The 5,575-nt window shown below is 70.9% G+C and carries 5 protein-coding genes; 1 reads left to right on the top strand and 4 read right to left on the bottom strand.

All coding sequences use genetic code 11. The features are described from left to right. Nucleotides 1-332 (top strand): TetR/AcrR family transcriptional regulator (locus tag ACT4N8_RS05010; protein ID WP_444857035.1); only part of this gene is annotated, 332 nt, incomplete at its 5' end. A 10-nt stretch (nt 333-342) separates the two neighbouring features. Here ACT4N8_RS05010 and ACT4N8_RS05005 read toward each other — a convergent pair. From ACT4N8_RS05005 to ACT4N8_RS04990, 4 genes are read right to left on the bottom strand one after another with little or no spacing between them, the layout of a single operon-like run. Then, nucleotides 343-1,548, bottom strand: a complete 1,206-nt coding sequence (locus ACT4N8_RS05005; RefSeq protein ID WP_444857034.1) for an ABC transporter permease — start codon at nt 1,546-1,548, stop codon at nt 343-345. Nucleotides 1,549-1,552: 4 nt separating this feature from the next. Next, complete coding sequence (locus ACT4N8_RS05000; protein ID WP_444857033.1) at nt 1,553-2,254, bottom strand: ABC transporter ATP-binding protein; 702 nt, start codon at nt 2,252-2,254, stop codon at nt 1,553-1,555. Next, complete coding sequence (locus tag ACT4N8_RS04995) at nt 2,244-4,004, bottom strand: efflux RND transporter periplasmic adaptor subunit (protein ID WP_444857032.1); 1,761 nt, start codon at nt 4,002-4,004, stop codon at nt 2,244-2,246. Before ACT4N8_RS04995 ends, ACT4N8_RS05000 begins: the two co-directional genes overlap by 11 nt. Beyond that, the gene (locus ACT4N8_RS04990; protein WP_444857031.1) at nt 4,001-5,389 is read right to left on the bottom strand and encodes an efflux transporter outer membrane subunit; all 1,389 of its coding nucleotides are present in this window, start codon (nt 5,387-5,389) and stop codon (nt 4,001-4,003) included. The genes ACT4N8_RS04995 and ACT4N8_RS04990 overlap by 4 nt, the downstream gene beginning before the upstream one ends. Between the last annotated feature and the right edge of the window lie 186 nt (nt 5,390-5,575).

Below are 5,575 nucleotides of genomic sequence, written 5' to 3'. Positions count from 1 at the left end.
TGCCCGCCTTTCTGGCCTCGCTGTTCGTCATGAAGAGCCAACAAGCGGGCCGCGAGCATGTCGAGAAGCTCCTGATCATCCTGCGCTCCGCCTCCTCGCCCGCCGCCGCCGAGATCGTGCGCGAGGCGTTTCGCGGCGACGTGCTCGAGCCGCTCGCCCGCCTGCTCGGAGGTGCGGACGCCGAGCAGCGTGCCGCTTTGAGCCTGGCCGTCCTGATCGGCACCACGATCCTCCACACCATCATGGCGATGGAGCCGCTCTGCACCGCCGACGACGCGGCGCTCCGCGGCCGGCTCACCCGCCTGTTCGAAGCCGCGCTGGCCCCCGCCTGACGCGTGCCTCCTATTCGTGCCGCAGCGCGTCGATCGGGTTGAGGCTGGCGGCGCGGCGGGCGGGGAAGTAGCCGAAGACGATGCCGATCAGCGCCGAGACGCCGAAGGCGATCAGGTTGATCTCGGGATCGAACAGGAACGGCACCTGGATTAGCGGCGCGATGATGTAGGTCGCGAGCAAGGCGAGCAGCAGGCCGATCAGTCCGCCCAGGCAGGCGAGCACCACCGCCTCGACGAGGAACTGCATCAGCACCTCGCCCGCCACCGCGCCGATGGCGAGGCGAATGCCGATCTCGCGCGTCCGCTCGGTGACCGAGACGAGCATGATGTTCATGATCCCGATCCCGCCGACGATCAGGCTGACCGCGGCGACCGCGCCCATCACCGCGGTGAGGATGCGGGTCGTGCCCTGCAGCGTCTCGGAGATCTGCCGCGTGTCGAAGATGTTGAAATTGTCCTGCTCGCCGCGGCCGATATTGCGCCGCTCGCGCAACAGGCTTTCGAGCGCGGCCTGGACCGAGCTGGTGTCATAGGCATCGTCGACGGCGACCATGATGAAGCGGATGTCGCGATTGCCCGAGAAGCGCCGCTGGACCGCCTTGATCGGCATGATGACGACGTCGTCCTGATCGGCGAACCCGCCTTGCCCGCGCGAGGCGAGCGTGCCGATCACCTCACAGCTGATGTCGCGGATGCGGAAGCGCTCGCCGACCGGATTCTCGCCCCGGAAGAGGTTGCGCTGGACGGTCGAGCCGATGATGCAGACCGCCTTGCCAGCCTGCTCCTCGGCCTCGGTCCAGATCCGGCCGTCGGAGAGCGCCCATTGCTGGGCGGTGAAGAACTGGCTGGTCGTGCCGTTGACCTGAGTCTGCCAATTCGCGGCGTTGCGCACCGCGAGGCCCGAGGCCTGGGCCTGCGGCGCGACCGCGCGCACGCCCGCGATCTGCTCCTGGATCGCCTCGACGTCGGCCATGGCGAAGTCGGGCGACTGGCCGCCCCCGCCGCCGCGGCCGAAGCCCTGGCCGGGGCGGATCTGGAGGATGTTCGCGCCGAGGCTCGAAATCTGCTCGGCCACCGCCTCGGTCGCGCCCCGGCCCAGCGTCACCATCGTCACAACCGCGGCGACGCCGATGACGATGCCCAATGTGGTCAGGAAGGAGCGCAGCAAATGCCGCCTGATCTCCCGGATGGCGAGGATGATGGTGGTGAAGAACATGGCGTTATGCGCTCACCCCGTTCGCGTCCACGCGCTCGACCAGCCCGTCGAGAAAGTGGACCACCGTCTGCGCATAGGCGGCGATGTCGGCCTCGTGAGTCACCATCAGGATGGTGATCCCCTCCCGGTGGAGCTCGGTCATCAGCGCCATGATCTCCGCCGAGGTCGCGCTGTCGAGGTTTCCGGTCGGCTCGTCGGCGAGCAGTACGTCTGGGTTGGTGACGAGCGCTCGGGCGATCGCGACGCGCTGCTGCTGGCCGCCGGAAAGCTCGGCGGGGGTATGGTCCCACCAGTCCCTGAGGCCGACCCTTTCCAGCGTCGCCATCGCCTTGCTCCGCCGAGTCGCCTTGTCCTCGCCGCGATAGAGCAGGGGCAATTCGACATTTTCGAGCGCGTCGGTGCGGGCGAGCAGGTTGAAGCCCTGGAAGACGAAGCCGAGATAGCGCCGCCGGAGCAAGGCGCGCTGGTCGCGGTCGAGGCTCTCGACCGGAAGCCCCTTGAAGCGGAACGAGCCCGAGGTCGGCACGTCGAGGCAGCCCAAGATGTTCATCGCGGTCGACTTGCCCGAGCCCGACGGGCCCATCACCGCGACGAAATCGCCCTCGGCGACGTCGAGATCGACCCCCTTCAGCGCCTGAAAGGCGGTGGCGCCGCTGCCATAGGTCTTGGTGACGCCGCGGAGCGAGATGATCGGCTCATTCGCCATCGGGCGGATCGCCTCCCTCGGCCTGCCGGCGCTCGCGCATCTGCCGCCGCCGCTCGCGCATCTGGGCGCGCTGCTCGGGGGTCAGGCTCTCCATGAAGGCGCGGCGCTGCTCGGGCGTCATGTCGCGCAACCGCTGCCCGCCCGGCCCGCGCACGCCGCCGCCGCGCCCCTCGCGCCTCGGCCTTTCGGTTTCGCCCTTGGATGCCTCCGCGGCGGGTGCCGGCGTCGCGGCGGGGGCCTGCCCGCTCTGTGGCGGCGATCGCGCCGGCGGCACGGCGGGCTGCATCGCATTGGCGGGCGCCTGGCTGTTGCCGTCGCCGCCGCCGCGCTCGCCGCGCTGGCGGTTGCCGCGTCGGCCTTCGCCCTTGCCGCGCTCGCCCTTCTCCTGCGTCTGGCCGGCGGCGAGGCGGGCGGTGATCACCTCCATGCCCTCGGTCAATTCGCCGCCGACGATCTCGGTCACCGAGCCGTTGCTCTCGCCGACGATCACCCGGATCGCGCGTGGATTGCCATCCTCCCCGACGACATAGACGGTCTGGCGGCTGCCGCGGCCGATGCCGACCTCGCGCTCCGGCCGGTCGCCGCGCATGCCCCTCCGGCCGCGCCGGGGCACGAGCACGCTGGTGATCCCGCCGCGCCCGCCGGCCTGCGCCGCGTCGCGTTCCGGCGACCAGCGCAAGGCGGCGTTCGGCACGAGCAGCACATTCTCGCGCTCGGTGGTGACGATCTCCGCGGTCGCGGTCATGCCGGGCCGCAGCAGCAGCTCCGGATTCTCCACCGAAAGTTCGGCGGTGTAGGCGACGACGTTGCCGGCAGCGGCGGTCGCGCCGCTCGATCCGGACGCGGTCGAGGCGTTGGCGCCGACGTCGACCCGGGACACCGTCGCCGGAAAGGTCCGCCCGGGATGGGCGTCGACCGTAAAGCTGGCCCGCTGGCCGTCGCGGACCTGGGCGACGTCGGCCTCGTCGACGCGCACCTCGAGCTGCATCCTTGAAAGATCCTCGGCGATCACGAACAGGACCGGTGCGTTGAACGAGGCCGCGACGGTCTGACCCGGATCGATCTGGCGCGAGAGCACGACGCCGGTGACCGGCGAATAGATGGTCGCCTTGGAAAGGTTGGTCTGCGCCGAGCTCAATTGCGCGCGGGCCTGCGCGACCTGCGCCTGCGCCGAGCGCACGCCGGCCTGGGCGCGGCGATTCTCGGCCCGGCCGGCGTCGAGTTCGGTCTCGGAGGGCACCCGCCCACCGGAGACGCGATAGACCTCTTCCTGCCGGGCGAGATTGGCGCGCGCCTGCGCGGCCGAGGCCTCGGCGGTGGCGACCTGCGCCTGGGCCGAGGCGAGCCCCGCCTGGGCCTGGACGATCGTGTCCTGCAGCCGCGACGTATCGAGCCGGGCGAGCGGCTGCCCTTGAGTGACGCGGTCGTTATTGTCGACGAAGACCTGGGTGACGAGCCCCGATTGCTCGGAGCCGACCTCGACCTGGTTGGTCGGCTGGAGGTTGCCGGTCGCCGAGACGGTGACGCTGAGGTCGCCGCGCCGCACCGTTTCGGTCGCATAGCCGCCCTCGGCCTCGCTCGCGAAGCAGCGGGAGAGGAGCAACAGGGCGATCAGCAGCACGATCGCGACAACGATGGTCGTCGGCCGCTTCCACCACGGCCGGTCGGCCGGCGCGCCGAGAAAGACCTCGAGCCTGTCTTTGTCCGCCGGCTCCGGCTGGTTGGTCACATTCGTGGGGGTCTCGGTCATGTCGTGGTTCCGGTTGCCATGGGGTCCCAGCCGCCGCCGAGGGCGCGATAGAGCTGGACGAGCGCGCGCGCCTCGTCGCCCTCGCTGTTGGCGATGCCGTCGCGGGCGGAGAGCAAGGAGCGCTCCGCCTCGAGCAGGGTCTGGAAGTCGGTCAGCCCGGCGCGATACTGGGTGCGAGCGATGATCGCGGTGTTGTTCGCCGCCTCGAAGGCGATGCGGAACTGCGCCTGCCGCTCGCGCGCGGCGCGCAAAGCGAGCAGCGCATTCTCGACATCCTCGAGCGCGGTCAGCACCGACTGGCGGTAGCTCGCCAGCGCGCCCTCGGTCGCCGCCTGCTGCGAGCGGAGCTGCGAGCGCAGCCGCCCCCCGTCGAACAAGGTCTGGTCGATCCCGGCGAGGATCGAGCCGGTGATCGCCTCGAACAGCCCGCCCAACGAGAATGCGGCGGTGCCGATGCTCCCGGAGAGGCGAAGGCCCGGATAGAGCTGCGCCTCGGCGACGCCGATCCTTGCGGTCGCGGCGGCGAGGTTGCGCTCGGCGCGGCGCACGTCGGGGCGCTGGCGGAGCGTGTCGGCCGGGATGCCGACCGCGATCGGTTCCGGTCCCTCGGGGATCGGCTGCGGCGCGCTGAGTTCCGCGGTGAGCGCCCCCGGCGCGCGGCCGGTGAGCACGGCGAGGCGGTAGGTCGCGCTGGCGAAGGCGGTTTCGAGATTGGGGATCGAGGCGGCGGTCTGGGCCCGCGTGGCTCGCGCCTGCTCGGAATCGAGCGAGGAGACGAGGCCCGCCTGTACCCGCCACTGGGCGATCTGGAGATTGTCGTCGGCGATGGCGAGCGTGTCGCGGGCAAGCGCGAGCCGCGCCTGGGCGAGCCGCGCCTCGATATAATTGGTAGCGACCTCGGCCGCGATCGCGACACGCAGCGCCTCGCGGTCGAACCAGGCCGCCTCGGCGTCCGCCCCCGCCGCCTCGATGCCGCGGCGGATGCGGCCGAACAGGTCGATCTCCCACGAGGCGTCGGCGCCGAGGTTGAAGCTGGTGCGGTCATTGCCTGCGCCGACGCTGCGGCTCGCGCTGCCGCCCGCGCCGACCGTCGGTACCAGCCCGGCCCGCGCCTGGACCAGGGCTTCGCGCGCCTGGGTCAGCCGCGCCGCCGCCACCGCGAGATCGAAATTGCCCGCACTCGCCACGTCGATCAGGCGGGTGAGCAGGGGATCGTCGAACGTCTCCCACCAGCGCGAGAGGTCCGCGCGCGGTGCCGGCGGCGCGCCTTCCCCATAATAGGTCTCCGGCACGGCCAGGCCGGCCGCGTCCGGCGCCCGGTAATCGGGTCCGAGGGTGGTACAGGCCGCCACAGCCAGCGCACACAGGGCAGCATATCGACGCATAAGCCGCCCCTACTCCCCGAACAGTGTCACGCAAATATGGCCAATGCGCTCCGAACTTGTATCAGTGTGTCGCCGCGCTCAGCCGATGTGGGTCTGCCCGACCATGCAATAGAGCATCGGCAGCGAGAGGATGAGGTTGGTGCGCGAGGCCATCATCGCCGTGCTCGCGGCGCGCGCCTTCGCGGC

Origin of the sequence: Sphingosinicella sp., assembly GCF_052387495.1 — a bacterium.
In the GTDB taxonomy this organism is placed as follows: domain Bacteria; phylum Pseudomonadota; class Alphaproteobacteria; order Sphingomonadales; family Sphingomonadaceae; genus Allosphingosinicella.
Note: the sequence above shows the minus strand (reverse complement) of the source record. Positions and strands in the feature narration are given on the sequence as shown.

Excerpts from the sequence above, each read along its gene's own strand:
- ACT4N8_RS05005 (WP_444857034.1), bottom strand. The coding sequence starts at position 1,548 with ATGTTCTTCACCACCATCATCCTCGCCATCCGGGAGATCAGGCGGCAT.
- ACT4N8_RS04990 (WP_444857031.1), bottom strand. The coding sequence starts at position 5,389 with ATGCGTCGATATGCTGCCCTGTGTGCGCTGGCTGTGGCGGCCTGTACC.
- ACT4N8_RS05000 (WP_444857033.1), bottom strand. The coding sequence starts at position 2,254 with ATGGCGAATGAGCCGATCATCTCGCTCCGCGGCGTCACCAAGACCTAT.
- ACT4N8_RS04995 (WP_444857032.1), bottom strand. The coding sequence starts at position 4,004 with ATGACCGAGACCCCCACGAATGTGACCAACCAGCCGGAGCCGGCGGAC.